This is a genomic window from Streptacidiphilus pinicola (assembly GCF_003258295.1).
GTDB lineage: Bacteria > Actinomycetota > Actinomycetes > Streptomycetales > Streptomycetaceae > Streptacidiphilus > Streptacidiphilus pinicola.
This window is the reverse complement of the sequence record NZ_QKYN01000054.1, coordinates 1-16844: the sequence shown is the minus strand read 5'-3', so window position 1 is coordinate 16844 and position 16844 is coordinate 1. Positions and strand designations below refer to the sequence as shown.

The window sequence follows — 16844 nt, the reverse complement described above, 5'->3', positions numbered from 1 at the left end:
CTTCGTCACCGTCGGAGCCCGAGCAGGCCGGTCAGGTCGGTGAGGGCCCGGCCGAGGGGCAGGTCCACGCGGTGGGCGGCGTGTTCGTCGCCGCGGGTGACGCCCTGGTTGATGATGAGCACCGGCTTGCCCGCGCTCGCCGCGTGGCGCACGAAGCGCAGGCCCGAGAGCACCGTCAGCGAGGAGCCGAGCACGAGCACGGCGTCCGAGGCGTCGACGAGGCGGTAGCACTGCTCGACTCGGGAGCGGGGCACGTTCTCGCCGAAGAAGACCACGTCCGGCTTGAGCGTTCCCTCGCCGCAGGCGGTGCAGGGAACGGTGCGGAACGTGCCGACCAGCTCGTCCGGGAGTTCGGCGTCGCCGTCCGGGTTGATCCGGGTGGCCGTGGCGGCGAAGTCGGGATTGGCCAGGCGCAGCCGGCGGTCGAGCTCGGCGCGGGGGCTGGTCTCCCGGCACGCGAGGCAGACGACGCGGTCGAGACTGCCGTGCAGTTCCACGGTCTCGACAAGATCGGCAGCCCCCGAGGCGTGGTGCAGGCCGTCGACGTTCTGGGTGACGACGCCGGTGAGGTAGCCGTGGCGGGCCAGCGCGGTCACCGCGTGGTGGCCGGGGTTGGGGTGGGCGCGCGTGATCGAGCGCCAGCCCAGGTGGCTGCGGGCCCAGTAGCGCCGGCGCGCGTCCTCGCTGCCGACGAAGTCCTGGAACGTCATGGGCGTGTGCCGGCGCAGCGTGCCCGTCTCACCCCGGTAGTCGGGGATGCCGGACTCGGTGGACAGGCCCGCCCCGCTCAGCACCAGGACGCCGCCGTCGCGCACTACGTCGGCGACGGCCTCCACGTCGTTCGCCGTCGGCGGCAGCGGGGCGCCGGCGGGCGTCCAGCTCAGGGTCGGTCGCATCCGCATGCCTGCAGGGTACGGCGATCGCGGGACGAACGGCCCGGAACCCGCTCGCGTCAGCCTCAGCCCTCCGGCGGGACGCCCGGGAGCGGGTGCGGGAGGCGGTGCGCCGGGCAGCAACCACCCTGTTCCGCTCGGCGTGCGGCCTGCGGTGCGCGTCGTACCGTGCCGGCGCGGCCTCGAAGCGGCTCAGCGGCCGATCGACGCGAGCAGCACCGCGACGTCGTCGACGCGGGTTGCCGCCGGCAGCGTGTCGGAGAGCAGCCGGTCCGCGAGCTGCTCCAGGGAGGAGGTGTCCGCGTGCGCGAGCACCGAGCGCAGTCGGTCGATGCCGTGGTCGATCTGCCCGCCCGGGTGCTCGACGAGCCCGTCGGTGTACAGGGCCAGCACCGAGCCGGGCTCCAGCAGGACCTCCTCGGCGGGGTAGACCGCCCTCGGATCGACGCCCAGCAGCATGCCGCCGCCCAGGTCCAGCACCTCGGTGCGGCCGCCGGGGTGGCGCAGCAGCGGCGGCAGGTGTCCCGCCCGCACCCCGTACGCCCGACCGGAGGCGGGGTCCAGCTCCAGCAGGCAGCAGCTGGCCAGCAGGCCGGAACCGAGATCCGGCAGCAGCTGGTTGACGTGCGCGAGCACCTGCTCCAGCGGATGCCCGCTGGCGACGAACGCGCGGACCGCGCTGCGCAGTTGCCCCATGACGCCGGCCGCCGCCACGCTGTGGCCCTCGACGTCGCCGATCACCAGGCACAGTCCGTGCTCGGTCACGATCGCGTCGTACCAGTCGCCGCCGATCTCCATGCCGCGCGTGCCCGGCAGATAGCGGGCGGCGATGCGTACGTTGTCCAGGTGCGGCAGGGCGTGCGGCAGCAGCGCCTGCTGGAGCCCGCGGGCGAGCGCGAACTCCGCGTCGAAGAGCCGGGCGCGCTCCAGGGCCTGCGCGACCAGGCCGCCCAGCGCGGTCAGCACCCCGCGCTCCTCGGACGTGAAGGGGTGCGGTTCGTCGAAGCCGAGGATGCAGCTGCCCACCGGGTGTCCGGAGGCGATCAGCGGCAGGAACGCCCACGCGCACATCTGGTCCAGCGGGATGCCCGGATAGGCGCCGGCGAGCTCGTCGACGGAGGCGAAGAAGATCGGCGCGCCGCTGGTCAGCGTCTCCACCCCGGGGAGCCGGGCGCGCATCGGCGTGCCCTCGAAGGGGTCGAGGAAGCCGTCCGGATAGCCCACCTGGTCCGCCAGGTGCAGCCGGTTGTCCTTGACCACGTAGATGGCCAGCTCCTGGCCGCCGAATGCGGGCAGGATCTGCTCGGCCACCGCCGCGCACACCTCACGGACCGTCACCGCCTGTGCCAGGGCGCTCGCCAGCTGCAGCAGGTGGTAGATCGCGCCCGCGCCGGGCCGGGCTCCCGCAGCCGTCTGCACGATCGGCGGAGCGGCGCCGGCCGGGATCCGGGTGTCCTTGCCCAGCGCGGGGTGGGCACCCGGCACGACCGTGCCGGTCATGCCCTGGGGGTCGGGCTGCAGCGTGAAGGCCAGCCAGCGGTCGGGCGGCCGGCAGGCCAGGAACGCGGTCGGCTGCCGGGAGATCACCGCCGCCCGGTAGCGGTCCTCGTGGACGGGATCCGCGAGCCAGGGCAGCGCCTCCCACAGCGGCTTGCCGATCAGCTCCTCCCGGCGCACGCCCAACAGGAGTTCGGCGCCCAGGTTGGCGTAGTCGACCCGGCCGCTGCCGTCGAGGGAGAAGACCCCCTGGCGCAGCCGCTCGACCGCGTGCGCCGCGGCCGCAGTCGTCCCGACGTCGAGCACCGCCCCCACGAGATGCGGACCGCGCACCCCGTCCGTGACGCCCTCGCGCACCCGCGCCCAGACCTGGACGGAGCGCAGCTGTTGAGAGGCGTCCAGGATCCGCAGGCGCAGAGGCGGGAACCGGCCCGTCCGGTAGGCCCGGCGCAGCGCGGCCCGCACCCGGGGGAGGTCGGCCTGGTCGATCGCGGCCGCCAGCGCCGCCGCGCGCCCGTCGTCGGCTCCCGGTGCGAGGCCGAAGAGCGAGCACAGCTCGTCGTCGAGGTCGAGGGCGCGCGTGTCCAGGTCCAGATCGAACAGCCCCAGCCGGACCGCCTGCCCGGCCCACCACGGCAGCTCCGCGACTGCGGTCCGGCCCTCCACCGCGCCGCCCTGGGCCACCAGCGCGGTCAGCTCGGCGCCCAGCCGCCGCGCGGTCTGCCGCAGGGAGCGGCGGGCCGCTGTCGGTACGCCTGCGTCGGTGGCCGGCCACAGCGCGCACAGCACGCCGTAGACCTCCTCGCCGTCCATGACCGGGGCGTACGCGGATGCGAAGGCGTACGGCAGGCCCATCAGCAGCTGCGGGAAGCGGCGCATCGTCTCGTCGGCCCCCGACAGGTGCACCGTGCGCCGCGACCGGTAGGCCAGTGACCCCGGCAGTGCGCCCTGCACCGAGACCCGCCGGAACGGCTCCAACGCGGCGACGGGCACCCCGGCGACGGTGCTCAGCACCAGCGAGCGGCGGTCCCGGGAGCGCAGATAGACCATGGCCCCGTAGGCTCCCGTCCCGCGCAGGGTGCGCTCCGCCGCCTCGGCCAGCAGATCGTCGCCGTTCCGGTCGGCGGCCGCTGCGGTGGCCGCGCCGACCCCGCTTGTGGCGCCGGGCCCTCGGCGACCACCGCCGACCGCGCCGTCGTGACCAGCGGCCCCGGCCGCTCCGTCGTGACCACCTCTGTCGTGACCACCGGCCTCAGCCGTGCCCCCTGGCTCTCTCGGCACATCCTGGCGCACCCCTTCTCTGTACGCTCGGCCCCCGAGCGTGTCAAGGCGAAACCGCAGGTGGCGGACGCGGCCCCCAGAGGCCGGTGTGTCGCGGGCAGGGGCGGGCGGCCTCGGTCGTGGTGGGGGATCCCGCCTCGATCCCGCCTCGGCTGTCGTCGGGCCTGTCGGACGGGGCTGGCAGGATGGAGCCGCCGGACCCGGTTCGTGACCGGCCGAGAACGGGAGGCGGGCGTGGCGCGGGGGAGCGAGCGCAGGGCCGAGTTCGCGCGCGGGCAGCGTCTTGCGGAGGCGGCTCGGCAGACGCTCGACGAGCAGCGCACCGCGGCGGAGACCGTGCGGGCCCGCGCCCGGCGGCTGCGTGATCAGCAGGTGGCCGCCGCACTGGAGGAGATCCCCGTCGCCCGGCTGGGCGACGTCACCGAGGGCCGCCTGCGCGTCGGGGTGCTGGAGACCGCCGGCTACCGCACGGTGGGCGCGGTCCACCGCGCCGAGCCCTACGACCTGCTGCGCGTCCCCGGCATCGGACGTGCCAGCGCCGACCAGGCCAAGGCCGCGGCGACGACGCTGGCCCGCGCCGCGCTCGAAGCCACCGCTCTGCGCCTCGACCCGGACGACCGGACCGAGGCCGCGACCGACCTCATCACCGCGCTCTACCCGCTGGTCCAGGCCGGTCCCGCCCTCCCCGCCGCCTGCGCGCGGGCCGAGACGACCGCCGCTTCGCTCGATCCACTGCTCCGCGCCGCGGCCCCGGCCCGTACCCGCTCCACCTGGTGGTTCACCGGCGCCCGGCACCGCGCCGAGGCGCGGGACGCGCTCGGGCCGCTGAGGACGGCGCTCGCCGACGCGCACCGCGACGGCGTCGACGAGGCGTTCGCCCAAGCACTGACGGACCTGCTGCGCCGTCCCGCCTCGGCGGACGAGGCGTGGTGGGAGTTCCTCGGCCGCCCGATCGAGTTCTACACCGTGCTCGGCCACCTCGCCGAGACCGGCCCGGTCGACGCCGCCTCGGCCGAGGGGCATCTGCCCGACGACCTGGCGGCCCAGGTCCGCGCCCAGGCGCTGGACCTGACCGGCCTCAAGGTCTCGCTGCGCGGCTACCAGGCGTTCGGCGCCCGCTACGCGCTCGCCCGGCGCAAGGTGGTGCTCGGCGACGAGATGGGTCTGGGCAAGACCGTCCAGGCCATCGCCGCGCTCTCGCACCTGGCCGCCGACGGGGAGCGGCACTTCGTGGTCGTCTGCCCGGCGGGCGTACTGGTCAACTGGCTGCGTGAGATCGAGAGCCGCTCGACGCTCGCCGCGTTCCGCCTGCACGGCCCGGACCGCGCGCTCGCCCACCGGGCCTGGCGCGAGCGCGGCGGAGTCGCCGTCACCACCTTCGAAGGGCTGCGCCACCTCGACGCCGCCCGCCCGACCGAGCCTCCACGCGTGATGGCCGACCACGCGCACGCGACGGCCGTCGTGACCGACGCGCTTCCCGTGCCGGTGGCCGATACGTCGCTGACCGACGCGGTGTCGGGCGATGCGCTGCTGACTGACGCGGTGTCGGCCGACGCGGCACGGTCCGCGGCGGAACCGGCCGACGCCACGCCTTGGGCGGCAGGGGCACCCGCCGCCACACCCGTCGCGATGACCGTGGTCGACGAGGCGCACTACGTGAAGAACCCGACTGCGCAACGCGCCCGCCACGTCGCCGCGCTGGTGGAGCGGAGCAGCCGCGCGCTGTTCCTGACCGGCACCCCGATGGAGAACCGCGTCGCGGAGTTCCGCGCGTTGCTCGGGTACCTCCAGCCCGAGCTCGTCGCGGGGCTGCACGAGGCGGACCAGCTGGCCGGCGCCGCCGCGTTCCGGCGTGCCGTCGCGCCCGCGTACCTGCGGCGCAACCAGGCGGACGTGCTGACCGAGCTGCCGGAGGTCGTGCACACCGACGAGTGGGCCGAATTCAGCGCGGCCGACGCCGAGGCCTACCGGGAGGCCGTCCGCGGCGGGAACCTCCAGGCCATGCGCCGCGCCGCGTACAGCGTGCCCGAGCGGTCCGCGAAGCTCGACCGCCTCACCGAGCTGGTCGGTGAGGCCACGTCAGCAGGGGAGAAGGTGCTGGTCTTCTCCTACTACCGGCAGACCCTCGGCGCGGTGCGCGGGCGCCTCGGCCGCGACCAGCCCGGGCTCCTCTTCGGGCCGCTGTCCGGCGCCACCGGTGCGACGGCGCGTCAGGAGACGGTCGACGAGTTCACCGACCACCGCGGGCCCGCGATCCTGCTCTGCCAGATCCAGGCCGGCGGCCTCGGGCTCAACCTCCAGGCCGCCAACGTGGTCATCCTGTGCGAGCCGCAGATCAAGCCCGCGCTCGAACAGCAGGCCGTGGCGCGCGCCCACCGCATGGGCCAGACCCGCCGGGTCCGCGTCCACCGCCTGCTCACGCCGGACTCGGTGGACCAGCGGCTGCTGACTCTGCTCGGCCGCAAGGAGCGTCTGTTCGACGCCTACGCGCGCCGCAGCGAGGCGGCCGAGTCCAGCCCCGACGCGGTGGACGTCGCCGACACCGGGCTGGCGCGCCAGATCATCGAGGAGGAGCAGCAGCGTCTCGCGATGACGCCGCATCAGATCAGTTGATCTGAAAGGGATCGAGGAGCGATCGAAGGTCGCGCCGCCGCCTGGACCGTACTGCTCTGCGCCGCACCCTGCACGGCTTCGGGCCTCGCCGCCGCTCCCGCCTCGGCCGCCGGCACGACCGTCTACCTCGACTGCTCACAGTCCGTCGACGGCGACGGCACCTAGGTCAGCCCCTACAACGCCGTCGTCGACGTGTCCCGCGCCCGACCGCCAACGGCATCGTCGGAGATCCCGGCTTCACCGCCCCCGGCACCGGCGGCGACACCCTCGACTCCGTCACCGGCTACCGGCTCCGCGCCACCTCGCCCGGTCTGCTCAACGGCGGCGTGATGGCGAACAACGCCGGTCAGGACTTCTGGGGCGACCCGGTCTCCGCGACCGCCAAGCCCAACCGCGGCGCTTACGACGGCCCCGGCCTGTAGCTGCTGGTGGTGGCCGCGGCCCGGGGCGGGCGGGCGGACCTCCCGGCCCGGCTCCCGGGTCCGTCCCACCCCTGGTCGGGCGCGTCGAACCGGGTCGCGGACACCCCTCGTCGGAGGCCGGGGTGAGCGTGTACTGTCACATTCCCGCCAACCGGGTGGGTGACAGGGCGGCGTCGGACAGGCAGACTGGGCGACGCCGCCGGACCGGAATCGTGGATTTCGGTTGTGGACCGGTGGGTGTACGAAACGCAGTCATAGGGGGAGTCCGCATGTCCCGTACCATTTCCAGCCTGGTCGGCGAGCCCGTGTCCAGGCTCAACGCCGAGGTCAGCACGACCGGCGCCGCTCTGGCGCCGACCGGTGACCCGGCCGAGGTCCGTGCCGCCACCGACCGCGCCCTGGGCGCGGCCGCCGCGGTGGCCGTCCTCGACAACGCCGACCTGCTGTGTGAGCCTGCCCACGACTCGCGTGCCCTGCGCAGTGCCCGCGAGGCCCTCCGCGCGGCCCGCACCACCGCTCTCGCGCTCGCCGCCCCGAAGGGGAGCGTCGAGGGCATCGACGCGGTCATCCGCGTCATCGCCGTCGCTCTGGACACCACCCGCGCCTCCTCGGCCTGACCCGGGCCCCCGGGCCCCGAGCCCGTGGCCTCGGGTGAGGCGGGCCCTCGCCTGCCGCTGCTCGTGGACAGAACGCCTAGGCCCGATACCGGTGGCTGTCCGGCCCGACCTGCGGTGCCCCCGGCGCCGCCGGCTCCTCCTGTGCGGCGGCCCGCGCCTTCACGCCGACGACGATCCTGGCAGCGAGGCAGGCCAGCCCCGCACCGGCCAGCGGCAGCGCGGGCAGGTAGGAACCGAGCGGGTCGTCCGGGCTGAGCCGCGCCGCCAGGATCAAAGCGAGCTCGACAAGCGCCGCGGTGGCGACCGTCAGCAGCGCGCCGACGTTCTGCAGCCGTCGTGCCCGGCCGAAGCGCCGGGGGCGCAGCGCCCACCACAGGAACAGCACGGCGCACCCGCCGAGGCCGATGAAGGCGCCGATCGCGGTGAAGCGCCCCAGCGGCGAGCTCACCACGAGCGCCGTGCCCGCCGGGATCCACAGCACCGCACCGGTGAACATCAGGAACCGCGTACCGGACCGGGGCAGCATGCTCGCCGGTAGGAAGACCATGCGCGGCAGTCTGGCATGGACCGCCGACCGCCGGCCCCGCCCAGCACCCGGCTCGGTTCAGCCCCGCGGCCGGGCGTCGCCCGCCACCAGCACGGGTTGCCACACCCGGACCCAGTCCACCAGCATCGACTCCGGGACGGGCGTCGTCATGCTGGTGTTGTCGAGGACCAGGTACTGCGGCGCGCGGTGGTTCGCGAACGGCTCGGAGGCCACGTCGACGCCGTCGTAGTAGAACGTGACGCGGTGCTTCTCCGGGTTCCAGAACGCGGCGTAGGTGTGCCAGCCCGGGCTGAGGCTCGTGCACGAGCCCAGACCGCCGGCGCTGTCGTGGACGTGGTAGCAGAGCTTGCCGCTCAGGCCCTCCATGGCGTCGATCTCGCCGGTGACCGGCCAGTTCTGCCCGTCGGTCCAGAAAGCGGGCCAGTTGTCGACGGTGGCGCCGCCGGGGGTGAACACCCGGGCCTCCAGCACCGCCGGGCCGGTGAACTCGTACCCGCCGAACGGCCGGCCGTCGTGCGGATTGGTCGACGCCAGCGCCCCGTATGTGGACGTCAGTGCCAGGTGGAGGTACCCGCCGGACTCGGTGACGTTGCGGGAGTCGTACCCCTGCGTCTCGTGGGGGTCGACCGGGCCGGAGAGGCCGGTACCGAACCAGCCCGGGCTCCAGACGAAGGTGTCGAGGTCCTGGTCGTTGAACTCGTCGTCGAATGCGAGCTGCCACCACCCGGGCAGGCCCTTCGGCCCGCTCACTCCGCTCGGCGCGCTCACGGGGCGCACCGCCGCGGACGGCGTCTGCCGTGTCTGGCGCGGCTGCCGCGTTGCCGCCTCGTGCCGGTGGCCCGGCGGCTGCTGGGCGCCGAGCAGGAGCAGGGGCAGTACGGCTGCGGCGAACAGCGCGGTCAGACGCGGCATGGACGACCTCGGTTCGTGACGACGATGGGTCGCGGTCGACTCAACGTCAGGAACCGGTCCCTGTCACGCAGGCGCAGCTCCGAGACGCCCACGCGGCGGACACGGAGTAACTCAGTCGCTCGCCACCGGCGCCTCCGGGCCATCCGCCGTCGCCGTCACGTACTCCCACCGGCGCTGGACCAGCGCACCGGGAGATGTGTGAGGCCGTTGATGAAGTTGGAGGTCAACCGGACCGGCTCGCCGTCGAGCTCCAGTTGCGGCAAGCGGGTGAGCAGCTCGGTGAAGAACGCGCGCAACTGAAGCCGCGCGAAGTGCGCGCCCAGGCACAGGTGCGGGCCCTGACCGAAGGCCAGGTGGTCGCCCGGTGGGCGGGTGATGTCGAAGCGGAAAGGGTCCGGGAAGACGCGCTCGTCGAAGTGCGCCGACACGTGGTAGACGACCACCTTGTCACCCCGGCGGATCGCCTGGCCGGCGAGCTCCGTGTCGCGGGTGGCCGTGCGGCGGAAGCTCAACACCGGCGGGTGCCAGCGCAGCATCTCCTCGATGGCGGTGGGCAGCAGCCCCAGGTCGGCGCGCAGGCGCCGGTACTGGTCCGGGTGTTCCATGAGGGCGAGGAGCCCGCCGGGCAGCGCGCTGCGCACGGTGTCGTTGCCCGCGACGACCAGCAGGAAGAAGAACATCTCCAACTCGGCGTCCGAGAGCGCCCGCCCGTCGACCTCGGCCTGGACCAGCGCGGTCATCAGGTCGTCGCCCGGATGGGCCCGCTTGTACCGGGCCAGCTCCTGGGCGTAGTCGAACATGTCCCGCAACATCGCGGGGGAGCGCGGGTTCACCGGTCGGCCCTGCGCGTCGCGCACCACCTGGGCGTGCTCCGGGTCCTGATAGCCGATCACCCGGTTGGTCCACTCGAGCAGCAGCCGCCGGTCACCCTCCGGCACGCCGAGGAGCTCGGCCAGGTTGGTCAGCGGGAAGTCGTCCGTCACCTCGACCGGCAGGTCGCACCGGCCCCGCCCGGCGACCGCGTCGAGCAGCGCAGCCGCCCGCGCCGCGACGCGCTCGTAGGACCGCTCCAGGCGCCGGCGGGTGAAGACCCCGGCCGCGATCCGGCGGATCCGGGTGTGCTCGGGCGGATCCATGTTGAGGATCATCCGCCGGATGAAGTCGAGGTCCTCCGGCTCCGGATCGCGGATCTGCGTGGCACCCAGCCACGAGGAGTACACCTCGGGCGTGCGCAGCACGTGCTTGACGTCCGCGTGGCGGGTCACGGCCCAGTACCCGGACCCGGCCGGCCAGTCGAACACCTCGTGCTCGGACTGCCAGGCCACCGGCGCGGCGTCGCGCAGTCGCCGGAACGCCTCGTGCGGAACCCCGCGCGCGAACACGCGCGGGTCGAACACGTCCACGGCGTCGGTCACCATCGCGCGAGGAAGCGCTCGGCCGAGCCGGCGAGCGCCACCGGCGTCTCGTCCATCGCGTAGTGCCCGGCGTTGGCGAGGACCTCGGTCTCCAGGTTGGGGTACCAGCGGGCGAAGGTTCCCCGCATCGTCTCGGCCCCGAGCGCGGGATCGTGCTCGCCCACGATCACCTTCACCGGCACCGTGCCGCCGTCGATCTCGTCCTGGAAGTCGGCGCCCGACCACGCGGACAGATAGCCGGCGAACGCGTCACGGTCGGAGTTCTCCAGCGAGTGGCGCACCATCGCGTCCAGCCACACGCCGGTCAGGCGGTTGCCTGTGGTCAGATCGATGATGACCCGGCGGTTACCGGGCTCGTCGGCGGCGCCGGAGAACAGGGCCCAGCCGGCCTCGTCGAACGGGAATCCGCTGGCCGGGACGGGGGAGACCCCGACCATCGCCCGCACCCGCTCGGGCGTGTCGGCGTAGACGCGCTGCATCACCGCCCCGCCCATCGAGTGACCGAGCAGTGAGAACCGGTCCACTCCCAGCGCGTCGGCTCCGGCCAGCACGTCCGCGGCCGCCTCCGCCAGGCTGAAGTCGCCCGCCTCGCCCCGGCGGGTTCCGTAGCCGCGGTAGTCCCACAACACGTAGCGGAAGGCGGAGAGATCCAGATGCGGCAGCAGCGCCTGCCACGCCCGCGACGAGCCGAACCAGCCGGACAGGACGAACACCGTGTGCTCCCCCGTCCCGATGCGCTGATGCTCCATCAACTCACTCCTCGCCGCCGCCGACCAGGCCAGTGCTTCGTGATCCTACGGGGGTGCTGGGCCCGGCGGAACAAGGCCTGAGGTGACCGACATGCCAAACGCTCAGGACAGGCGGCGCAGGAACGGGAGAAGCAGCAGCAGGCAGCCCCCGGGCGCCGCTCCCGGGCCCGAGGCCGCGGGCCCCTTCGGTGACCAGAGGCCCCGTTCGCGCCCGCTGCCGGAGGTGGTATGGACGAAGCGATCCCAGGCGGGCTCCTGCCACAGACGGTAGGTGGCCTGGGCGTGCGCCGCCGGATGCGCGCCCTCCGGCACCCGCAACACCATCCAGCCCCGTACCAGCTCCATGTCCCAGAGCAGGAACTCGCCGTCCGGCGCGCCCGGCAGCAGGGCTGCGCTCCGGGCGTACGCGGCACTCTCGCGGTGCTCGCTGTCCAGCCATCGCCCCATGTCGACGATGGCGTCGCCCGCGCTGTCGAACGTCTTGAACCGGTGGGCCGGCAGGCAGCCGTCGACGCCCCCGCCGAGGGGCTCCCACTGGCGGAAGTCGCCCGGCGAGTAGGGCGCATGGCGATTCCACGGTTCTACGACTTCGATCCACGTCCACATGGCAGCCGAGCCCCCACCTGTCGTGGCGTCCGATGCAAGTGACGCCTGGTCAGTTCCGCTGGCTGAGTGCGTGCCCGGCTCGGTCCGCGAGAAACCCGACACGTCGTCCTTCGGTGCGTGCACGCGACCCCCGATGCGCCGCTCCTGGATCAGCGCCAGGCCTTTTGCCCGAATGGCAAGACATTCGCCCATTCTTTCAACAGTCTGTTTAAGTTGGCCGGGTCCCGCCCCAGCTGCTCGGAGCCTGCATGCCGCCGCCGTCCCACACCGAAGAGCCGACGACCCGCACCCTCCGCCCGTCCCTGCACGCCCTGCGTGCTGCGGGCTTCGCCGCCGGCGCCCTGCTCGTGCTCGTCGCCGTCGGCGTGCTGCTGCACCAGCCCCTGCTCATCCCGCCGCTCGCCGCGAGCGCGGCGCTGGTGCACGGCGCTCCCGGGCTGCCCATCTCGCAACCGCGCAACCTGATCGGAGGGCAGCTCCTCTCCGCCCTCATCGGGTTCGGCGTGCTCGCCCTCACCGGCCCGAGCCCCTGGGGTGCGGCCCTCGCCGCCGGCCTTGCGCTCGGTGTGATGCTGCGACTCGGCCTCTCGCACTCCCCGGCGGCCGCCACCTCTGTGATCGTGGTGCTGCAGGCGCCACCCGCTGTGCCCTTCCTGGCCCTACTCCTCGTGGGCACGGTGCTTCTGGTGGCCATCGGCCTGCTGCCGGGGCGCATCGCCGGGCACCCCGTCCGGTATCCCGTCCTGCGGGGAACCTACTCCCGCCCCAAGCCCGAGGGGATCAACCGAACGGTTGACTCCGGCATCGTCCAAACGTTGGTCCGGGACTAGCCAAACCATTGATGCGGTCCGGGCCGACCCCGGGCCACCATGGATTCCGGGCCAGCGGCGTGCGGCGGAAGCCGGCCGATGACCAGACGCCGGCTGCCCGCGCCGCGAGCTGACACCGGGTCACCTGTCCGGCGGTCGACCTTTCGGGTGGCTTTCCGTGCGACAGCGGCCCCGAGGGGCCGGGGCGGATCGCCGTCGATCACTTTGCTGTAAGAGCCGGAGCGGCTCCCACTCTCCCTGTGCAAGATCCATCTCTCACAGGAGGTACGTGTGGGCGTCCAGTTCTCCCCGCATCCCGCTCAGGGCAAGCGGGTCCGCAGTCGTTCGACGGGCCGCGTCGGCGTCCTGGTCGGTCAGCTCTCGAGAAGGAGTGGACTACCGGGCTGCGGTCCTGTCACCGAGGTGTATGTGCGACCGGTCGGCGGGGGAGTCGAGTGGGTGACCACGCCGGACGACATCGAGGTGCTCAGCGGGGACTAGCCGCACGCCCGGCGGACCCACCGCACGAGGCGGGTCCGCCGGGCTCCCGGTGCGTGTGTTAGTTGAACTGGTCCGGGTGGGGGCCGGTGCGCAGCTCGCGGTCGGTGGCGGCGATGGCGGCCATGTCCTCGGCGGTGAGGTCGAAGTCGAAGACGTCGAGGTTCTGCCGGATGCGGGCCGGGGTGACCGACTTGGGGATGACGATGTTGCCGAGCTGGAGGTGCCAGCGCAGCACGACCTGAGCGGGGGACTTGCCGGTGCGGGTCGCGATCCCGGTGATGGCCGGGTCCTTCAGGACCGCTCCCTGGGCCAGTGGGGACCAGGCCTCGGTGGCGATGCCGTGTCGCGCGTGGAAGGCCCGCAGCTCGGCCTGCTGCAGGCCGGGGTGCAGCTCGACCTGGTTGACCGCCGGCACGAGGCCGCCGTGGTCGATCAGCCGCTGGAGGTGTGCGGGCTGGAAGTTGGACACGCCGGCAGCGCGCACGCGCCCCTCGTCCACGAGACGCTCCAGTGCGCGCCAGGAGTCGAGGTAGCGGTCGCGGGCCGGGGTGGGCCAGTGGATGAGGTAGAGGTCGACCACGTCCAGGCCCAGCTTGGCGGTGCTGGCATCGAAGGCGCGCAGCGCAGCGTCGTAGCCCTGGTCGGCGTTCCACAGCTTGGTGGTGACGAACAGTTCCTCGCGCGGCAGGCCGGAGGCGGCCAGCGCCCGACCGACCCCGGTCTCGTTGCCGTAGATCGCGGCGGTGTCGATGCTGCGGTAGCCGGCCTCCAGGGCGGCGCTGACGGCGGCGGTGGTCTCGTCGTCGGGCACCTGGAAGACGCCGAAGCCGAGCTGTGGGATCTCGACGCCGTTGTTCAGGGTGACGGCGGGGATCGCGGGGGTGGTGCTCATGGTGGTCGGTTCCTTCGCTTCGTGCGCGGGGTGAGGGTGGAGCGGACGGGCTGAGGGTTGATCAGGTCGTCCCCGAAGCGGCTCGCGGGCGCTGGACATCAGGCGTGCCCCGGGCGAGCGGTGGTGGCGAGGGAGCGGTCCACCTCCGCTGCGTCGGTGGCCGCTGCCCCGGCGACCGCCGCGTCGGCGACCGGTGCGGTGGCCGCGGCGCGGGCGCCGGTGTGGCGTTCGAGCGCGGCGGACCAGAGGGCCAGTACCAGCGCCGCGGCGGCGAGGAGCGCGCCGACCCAGTTCGGGGCGGTGTAGCCGAGACCGGCGGAGATGACGAGCCCGCCGAGCCACGCGGAGAGCGCGTTGCCGAGGTTGAACGCGCCGATGTTGACGGCCGAGGCCAGTGTGGGCGCGCCGTGGGCCTGGTCCAGGACCCGCTTCTGCAGCGGCGGGACGGTGGCGAAGCCCAGCGCGCCGATCAGCACGATCGTCACCGCGGCGAGGATCTTGTCGTGCGCGGTCAGCGTGAACAGTGCCAGCACCACCGCGAGCCCGCCCAACGTGGTGAACAGCATCGGCATCAGCCTACGGTCGGCATAGCGGCCGCCGAGCAGATTGCCGAGGAACATGCCGATGCCGAAGAGCACCAGCAGCCAGGTGACGGCGCCTTCGGAGTAGCCGGCGACGTGGGTCATCATCGGTGCGATGTAGGTGACCGCGGCGAAGACGCCGCCGAAGCCGAGCACGGTCATCGCCATGGCCAGCACGACCTGCGTGTTGCGGAACGCGGCCAACTCACGCCGCAGGTGCGCGCCCTCGGCGCGCGGCAGCGCGGGGACGAGCCTGGCGATGCCCAGAAGTCCGACGACGCCGAGGGCGGCCACGGCGCCGAAGGTGATGCGCCAGCCGACGGCCTGCCCGATGAACGTCCCGAGTGGTACGCCGACGATGTTGGCGACGGTGAGACCGGTGAACATGGTGGCGATGGCGCCGGCCTTCCTGTTCGGCGCGACCAGCTCGGCGGCGACGACGGCGCCGATGCCGAAGAACGCGCCGTGGGCCAGCGAGGTCACGATGCGGCCGGCGAGCATCAGCGCGAAGGTCGGCGCGAGCGCGGACAACAGGTTGCCCACCACGAACAGGCCCATCAGCAGCATCAGCATCTTCTTGCGGCTGACCTTGGTACCCAGCACCGTCATCAGCGGGGCGCCGACGACGACGCCGAGTGCGTAGCCGGTGACCAGCAGGCCTCCGGTGGGGATCGAGACTCCGAAGTCGCCGGCGATCTGGGGCAGCAGGCCCATGATGACGAACTCGGTGGTGCCGATCCCGAAGGCCCCGATGGCCAGGGCGAGGAGCGCGAGAGGCATGCGGCAACCCTCCGTGCGATTGCTTGAGCGCCTTACAAGCTCCAACAATAATTGCAGACGCGGGATAAATGCAAATGCCGGTAGTCGGTGTCTGCAGAGGATGGCTGCGCGAGATGGCGCCATGGGAGAAGTGAGGCGAGGACCCCGTGGGAAGTCCTCGCCTGAAGTGCTGTCGGAGCGGCGGAGCCGCTACCTGGCCTGTGCGGGAGCGTCCACCGCTTCGACGGCCTTGACCAGCGACACCAGTTCGGGGTTCTTCCGCGCCGCGTCCAGCGCCTCCCGCAGGGCGGCGTCGTTGGTCGGTCGTGCCTCCGCCAGGAGCTTCAGCCCGTCTTCGCTCACGTTGGTGTAGATCCCCCGGCGGTCGGTCGGGCAGAGGTACCGGGCGAGCAGTCCGCGGTCCTCCAGACGCGTGACCAGACGCGTCGTCGCGCTCTGGCTGAGCACCACGGCATCGGCGACCTGCTTCATCTGCAGGTGCCCGCCGTCGCCGTCGTGCTGGCGGCTCAGGACGTCGAGGAGCGAGTACTCGCGCACGCTCAGGTCGTGCTTGCTCTGCAGGGCGCGCTCGATGTGCGCCTCGATCCGGCCGTGGAGGAGCGACAGGGCGCCCCATCCGCTGGCCAGGGCGGTGAGCGCGGGGTCCGTGGCGGTCATGGGGCAGGTCTCCTCTCGGGCTGTGAGCGGACTCCCAGCATACGTCACGTGTGAAAAAATCGGCCTAGGCCCATATGAAGCTCGTGCAAGTATCGTGCCGCGTGTTCCTGCCTCCGAGCGGAGCCGCGACGGGTAGCGTCCGCAGTGCGCGGGGACGTCCCGGTGGAGAAAGGCGTGACGTGCGCAGGATCCGGCTGTTGTCGTTCAACACGCTCTACAACGAGGACCCGTTCCCGCGACTGCGCGCCCTGGCGGAGGTGCTGGCGGACGCCGACTACGACGTGGTCTGCCTCCAGGAGTTGTGGAATCCGCGGAGTTACGCGCTGATCCGCGCGCTGACGAGGACGTCGTACCCGTACGCGGCCCACGGCGCGCGCCTCCCGCTGCTGGCCGGCGGGCTGCTGACGCTGTCCCGGATCCCGATCGCGGGCCACCGCTTCACCAGGCTGGCCGCGGGCGGGCCGTTCACGCGCGAGGCGCTCACCCGCAAGGGCGTGCTGGTGACCCGCCTCTCGGTGGGGGAGGAGCTCCTCGTGGTCGCCAACGTGCACCTGTCGGCGAACCTGCGCTCCGACTGGTCCAAGGAGGCACCCTTCGCCGAAGTCCAGCGCGCCGAGCTCGCGCGGTTGGCACAGGTGGTGCGGGGGCAGGGCGGCGCCGGCGGGACGGTGGTCGCGGTGGGGGACTTCAACGTGCCGCGCGACTCCTGGCTGTTGGAGGGCTTCGCGGCCGACTCCGGACTGCGGGACGCGTTCCACGGCGACAGCGCCACGACCTACCGGCCGACACCGCGCTGGAGCGGAGCCGCCCTCGACCAGGTGCTCGCGACGCCGGGCCTGCCTGTGGCGGCCGAGCTCGTTCTGCGGGACACCGTGAAGGCGTCCGACGGCTGGGAGGGCCACCTGTCGGACCACTACGGGGTCGCGGCGACGATCGGTTGACGCGGGCGGCGACCCGAACCGCACGACAAGGCCGCCCGGTGGCGCGTCGGCCCCGGGCGGCCGTCGTCCTCGCCGGAGCCCCGCCTCGGCCGACCGGACCGAGGCGGATCCCGCCCGTCGGGGCGGGCGGG

The 16844-nt window shown here is 73.2% G+C and carries 14 protein-coding genes; 4 read left to right on the top strand and 10 right to left on the bottom strand.

Annotated elements, in window-relative coordinates; all coding sequences use genetic code 11:
• Positions 1–5: 5 nt before the first annotated feature.
• Positions 6–902, bottom strand: a complete 897-nt coding sequence (locus tag DN069_RS14130) for an NAD-dependent protein deacetylase (RefSeq protein ID WP_111501315.1) — start codon at positions 900–902, stop codon at positions 6–8.
• Between the two features lie 183 nt (positions 903–1085).
• Positions 1086–3671, bottom strand: coding sequence for a SpoIIE family protein phosphatase (locus tag DN069_RS14125; RefSeq protein WP_243639208.1), 2586 nt, complete (start codon positions 3669–3671; stop codon positions 1086–1088).
• 234 nt (positions 3672–3905) lie between these two features.
• Between DN069_RS14125 and DN069_RS41540 the strand changes: the two genes are divergently transcribed.
• Both DN069_RS41540 and DN069_RS14110 read left to right on the top strand, forming a co-directional pair.
• Positions 3906–6284 carry a DEAD/DEAH box helicase gene (locus DN069_RS41540; protein ID WP_243639206.1) on the top strand — a complete coding sequence of 793 codons (2379 nt, stop codon included), beginning with the start codon at positions 3906–3908 and terminating at the stop codon, positions 6282–6284.
• A gap of 691 nt (positions 6285–6975) precedes the next feature.
• Positions 6976–7323, top strand: a complete 348-nt coding sequence (locus DN069_RS14110; protein ID WP_111501313.1) for a hypothetical protein — start codon at positions 6976–6978, stop codon at positions 7321–7323.
• A 76-nt stretch (positions 7324–7399) separates the two neighbouring features.
• Here DN069_RS14110 and DN069_RS14105 read toward each other — a convergent pair whose 3' ends face one another.
• The 5 genes from DN069_RS14105 to DN069_RS14085 form a co-directional block, all read right to left on the bottom strand.
• Entirely contained in the window at positions 7400–7870 is a 471-nt protein-coding gene (locus DN069_RS14105) for a hypothetical protein (protein ID WP_111501312.1), read from the bottom strand.
• A 57-nt stretch (positions 7871–7927) separates the two neighbouring features.
• Positions 7928–8782: a glycoside hydrolase family 16 protein gene (locus DN069_RS14100; RefSeq protein WP_111501311.1), complete on the bottom strand. Its 855-nt coding sequence runs from the start codon at positions 8780–8782 to the stop codon at positions 7928–7930.
• Positions 8783–8937: 155 nt separating this feature from the next.
• A complete protein-coding gene (locus tag DN069_RS14095; RefSeq protein WP_111501310.1) occupies positions 8938–10200 on the bottom strand; it encodes a cytochrome P450 in 1263 nt (420 codons plus the stop codon).
• A complete protein-coding gene (locus DN069_RS14090; protein WP_111501309.1) occupies positions 10194–10946 on the bottom strand; it encodes an alpha/beta fold hydrolase in 753 nt (250 codons plus the stop codon). The genes DN069_RS14095 and DN069_RS14090 overlap by 7 nt, the downstream gene beginning before the upstream one ends.
• A gap of 102 nt (positions 10947–11048) precedes the next feature.
• Positions 11049–11744: a hypothetical protein gene (locus DN069_RS14085; RefSeq protein WP_133259923.1), complete on the bottom strand. Its 696-nt coding sequence runs from the start codon at positions 11742–11744 to the stop codon at positions 11049–11051.
• Positions 11745–11800: 56 nt separating this feature from the next.
• Here DN069_RS14085 and DN069_RS14080 point away from each other — a divergent pair, with 56 nt between their 5' ends.
• Complete coding sequence (locus tag DN069_RS14080; protein ID WP_111501307.1) at positions 11801–12382, top strand: HPP family protein; 582 nt, start codon at positions 11801–11803, stop codon at positions 12380–12382.
• Between the two features lie 538 nt (positions 12383–12920).
• Here DN069_RS14080 and DN069_RS14070 read toward each other — a convergent pair.
• From DN069_RS14070 to DN069_RS14060, 3 genes are all read right to left on the bottom strand, one after another.
• Positions 12921–13754 (bottom strand): aldo/keto reductase, encoded by an 834-nt coding sequence (locus DN069_RS14070; protein ID WP_111501305.1) that lies wholly within the window; start codon positions 13752–13754, stop codon positions 12921–12923.
• 98 nt (positions 13755–13852) lie between these two features.
• A complete protein-coding gene (locus DN069_RS14065) occupies positions 13853–15115 on the bottom strand; it encodes an MFS transporter (RefSeq protein ID WP_111501304.1) in 1263 nt (420 codons plus the stop codon).
• A gap of 189 nt (positions 15116–15304) precedes the next feature.
• The gene (locus tag DN069_RS14060) at positions 15305–15772 is read right to left on the bottom strand and encodes a MarR family winged helix-turn-helix transcriptional regulator (protein ID WP_111501303.1); all 468 of its coding nucleotides are present in this window, start codon (positions 15770–15772) and stop codon (positions 15305–15307) included.
• 197 nt (positions 15773–15969) lie between these two features.
• Between DN069_RS14060 and DN069_RS14055 the strand changes: the two genes are divergently transcribed.
• Positions 15970–16713 carry an endonuclease/exonuclease/phosphatase family protein gene (locus DN069_RS14055; protein WP_165845500.1) on the top strand — a complete coding sequence of 248 codons (744 nt, stop codon included), beginning with the start codon at positions 15970–15972 and terminating at the stop codon, positions 16711–16713.
• Positions 16714–16844: the final 131 nt, after the last annotated feature.

Bases quoted from the DNA above. Each gene is read 5' to 3' on its own strand.
- DN069_RS14130 (WP_111501315.1), bottom strand. From the start codon at position 902: ATGCGGATGCGACCGACCCTGAGCTGGACGCCCGCCGGCGCCCCGCTG.
- DN069_RS14110 (WP_111501313.1), top strand. From the start codon at position 6,976: ATGTCCCGTACCATTTCCAGCCTGGTCGGCGAGCCCGTGTCCAGGCTC.
- DN069_RS14105 (WP_111501312.1), bottom strand. From the start codon at position 7,870: ATGGTCTTCCTACCGGCGAGCATGCTGCCCCGGTCCGGTACGCGGTTC.
- DN069_RS14100 (WP_111501311.1), bottom strand. From the start codon at position 8,782: ATGCCGCGTCTGACCGCGCTGTTCGCCGCAGCCGTACTGCCCCTGCTC.
- DN069_RS14095 (WP_111501310.1), bottom strand. From the start codon at position 10,200: ATGGTGACCGACGCCGTGGACGTGTTCGACCCGCGCGTGTTCGCGCGC.
- DN069_RS14090 (WP_111501309.1), bottom strand. From the start codon at position 10,946: ATGGAGCATCAGCGCATCGGGACGGGGGAGCACACGGTGTTCGTCCTG.
- DN069_RS14085 (WP_133259923.1), bottom strand. From the start codon at position 11,744: ATGGGCGAATGTCTTGCCATTCGGGCAAAAGGCCTGGCGCTGATCCAG.
- DN069_RS14080 (WP_111501307.1), top strand. From the start codon at position 11,801: ATGCCGCCGCCGTCCCACACCGAAGAGCCGACGACCCGCACCCTCCGC.
- DN069_RS14070 (WP_111501305.1), bottom strand. From the start codon at position 13,754: ATGAGCACCACCCCCGCGATCCCCGCCGTCACCCTGAACAACGGCGTC.
- DN069_RS14065 (WP_111501304.1), bottom strand. From the start codon at position 15,115: ATGCCTCTCGCGCTCCTCGCCCTGGCCATCGGGGCCTTCGGGATCGGC.
- DN069_RS14060 (WP_111501303.1), bottom strand. From the start codon at position 15,772: ATGACCGCCACGGACCCCGCGCTCACCGCCCTGGCCAGCGGATGGGGC.